Raw genomic sequence first — 1,851 nt, 5'->3', positions numbered from 1 at the left:
ACACTGTGGAGCTAAGGGGAATCGAACCCCTGACCTTCTCGATGCGAACGAGACGCGCTACCAACTGCGCTATAGCCCCTGACCGCTAGGAGATTACCAGCCCCTAGCCCGTGCCCTGAAACCGAGACCTATTGACCGGACGCACGCGCCAGGTCGCCGCGCCATCCGTACCGGTCGGCACTGGATGTGTACTCCAGGTGCTCAAACACGGGGTCCTCGTCGTCGATCTCCAGCACTGCAACCCCCGGGCGGCGCAGCCGTGACGGCACCACCTCGAACGCGTCGGTGTGGACACTCTCGCGCTGCACACGCGGACGCTCGGCGCGCCGTGTGCGGCGCGCCCGCACCTGCTGCTCGATACGGGTCTGTCGGCGTAGGTAGGCCAGATAGAGCACCGTCGCACCTGCGGCGCCACCACAGATCCACCACGCGGTGGGTGCCACGGTGAAGGCAGTGAGCGCCGAGAGCCCCAGGACGACCGCGAGCGACATCAACACCCGCTTGCGGAACTCGTACTTGCGCGCGCTGACGGCCGCGGCGGTGTCGATACGGGGCCGACGACCGCGGGCCGACAGACCCGCTGCGCCCGCCCGCGTGGACTCCGCCGCAGGTTCCAGCCCGGAGCTGTCCTCGACGTATTCGTACTCGTAGCCATCGGCTTCGGCTTCGCCCTCGGCAGCAGGCTCCGCGTCGACCTCTTCTTCGGCCGCAGCTTCCGCCTTGGCCGCCAGAGCCTCGGCTGCCATGGCGGCCTCCTCCGCAGCGCGCGCTTCCGCCTCAGCGGCGGCCCGAGCTTCGGCTTGGGCGCGCGCCTCGGCCGCAACCTCGGCGGCCAGACCCGCGTCCGACAGTGGCAGCTCGTCGGAGTCGTCGGCGACGACGTCGACGTCCAAGTAGTCGAGTTGAGCCTGCTCGCCGACCTGCGGCTCCGACGCGGCGACGAACACCGCGGCCGCGGCGACGAACACCCGCGAGCCACCCTCGGCGGGTTCGCCCTCGACCTCGTCGACGTCATTGATGTCGTCGGCCTCATCGATGTCGTCGGCGGTGTGTTGCCAGTCGGGATCGCTGCGGTGGCCGGTGGCCGGGCCGCCGCGCTTGAGCAGCCGGGCGCTGGACCCACTGGTCAATACCCGGGTCGCCAAGGCCACGTCACTGGTACGACGGACCGCGTCACGCTTGCTGACCAGCATCGGCACCAGTACGAACAGCCAGAGAACGACCAGTGAGATCCAGAGCAATGATTGCGGGATGCTGGGCATGGTTGGCCTGCTCCTTTCCGAGCCAAGGCTAGGTGTGAGAGCCACACGACCTCGGACGACGCGCCGAACCAATTACACAGTTGTAATTTACTCGCTGACCTCGCCAGTCACAACTACCACACGGGTAACATCTCGTCCGAATATCATCAGGCCCGGGCGGCCCGGCCGGACTGAATCAGCGCCGAGGTCACCGACCCGGCGACCTCCTCCATCGTCATCGCCACCAGCAGGTGGTCGCGCCACGCCCCATCGACGTCGAGGTAGCGCTGCAGCAGCCCTTCCTGACGGAAGCCGACCTTGGCCAACACCGCCCGGCTGGCCGCGTTCTCCGGCCGGACGGTGGCCTCCACCCGATGCAGCCGTACCGGCCCGAAGCAGTGGTCGAGCCCGAGTGCCACCGCCCCGGTTGCCACTCCCCCGCCGGCCACCGCGCTAGACACCCAGTACCCGATCCAGGCCGAGCGCAGCGCCCCGTGGGCGATATTGCCCACGGTCAGCTGGCCGCAGAATCGGCCGTCGAGCTCGATCACGTACGGCAGCATCCGCCCATAGCGGGCCTCGGTGCGCAGACTCGAACACAGCGGCGGCC

General features: G+C 68.6%; 2 protein-coding genes and 1 tRNA gene. All 3 read right to left on the bottom strand.

What is annotated here, in order from left to right; translation table 11 throughout:
* Positions 1-6: 6 nt before the first annotated feature.
* Positions 7-79 (bottom strand) — tRNA-Ala (locus AC2VOG_RS13540).
* 49 nt (positions 80-128) lie between these two features.
* Positions 129-1,262: a divisome protein SepX/GlpR gene (sepX, locus tag AC2VOG_RS13535; protein WP_486940407.1), complete on the bottom strand. Its 1,134-nt coding sequence runs from the start codon at positions 1,260-1,262 to the stop codon at positions 129-131.
* Between the two features lie 146 nt (positions 1,263-1,408).
* Positions 1,409-1,851 (bottom strand): GNAT family N-acetyltransferase (locus tag AC2VOG_RS13530; protein ID WP_486940406.1); only part of this gene is annotated, 443 nt, incomplete at its 5' end.

This window comes from Mycobacterium sp. TH-M11, assembly GCF_057473725.1.
Note: the sequence above shows the minus strand (reverse complement) of the source record. Positions and strands in the feature narration are given on the sequence as shown.

What these genes read in the sequence shown, in the direction of transcription:
- sepX (WP_486940407.1), bottom strand. Translation starts at nt 1,262, where the DNA reads ATGCCCAGCATCCCGCAATCATTGCTCTGGATCTCACTGGTCGTTCTC.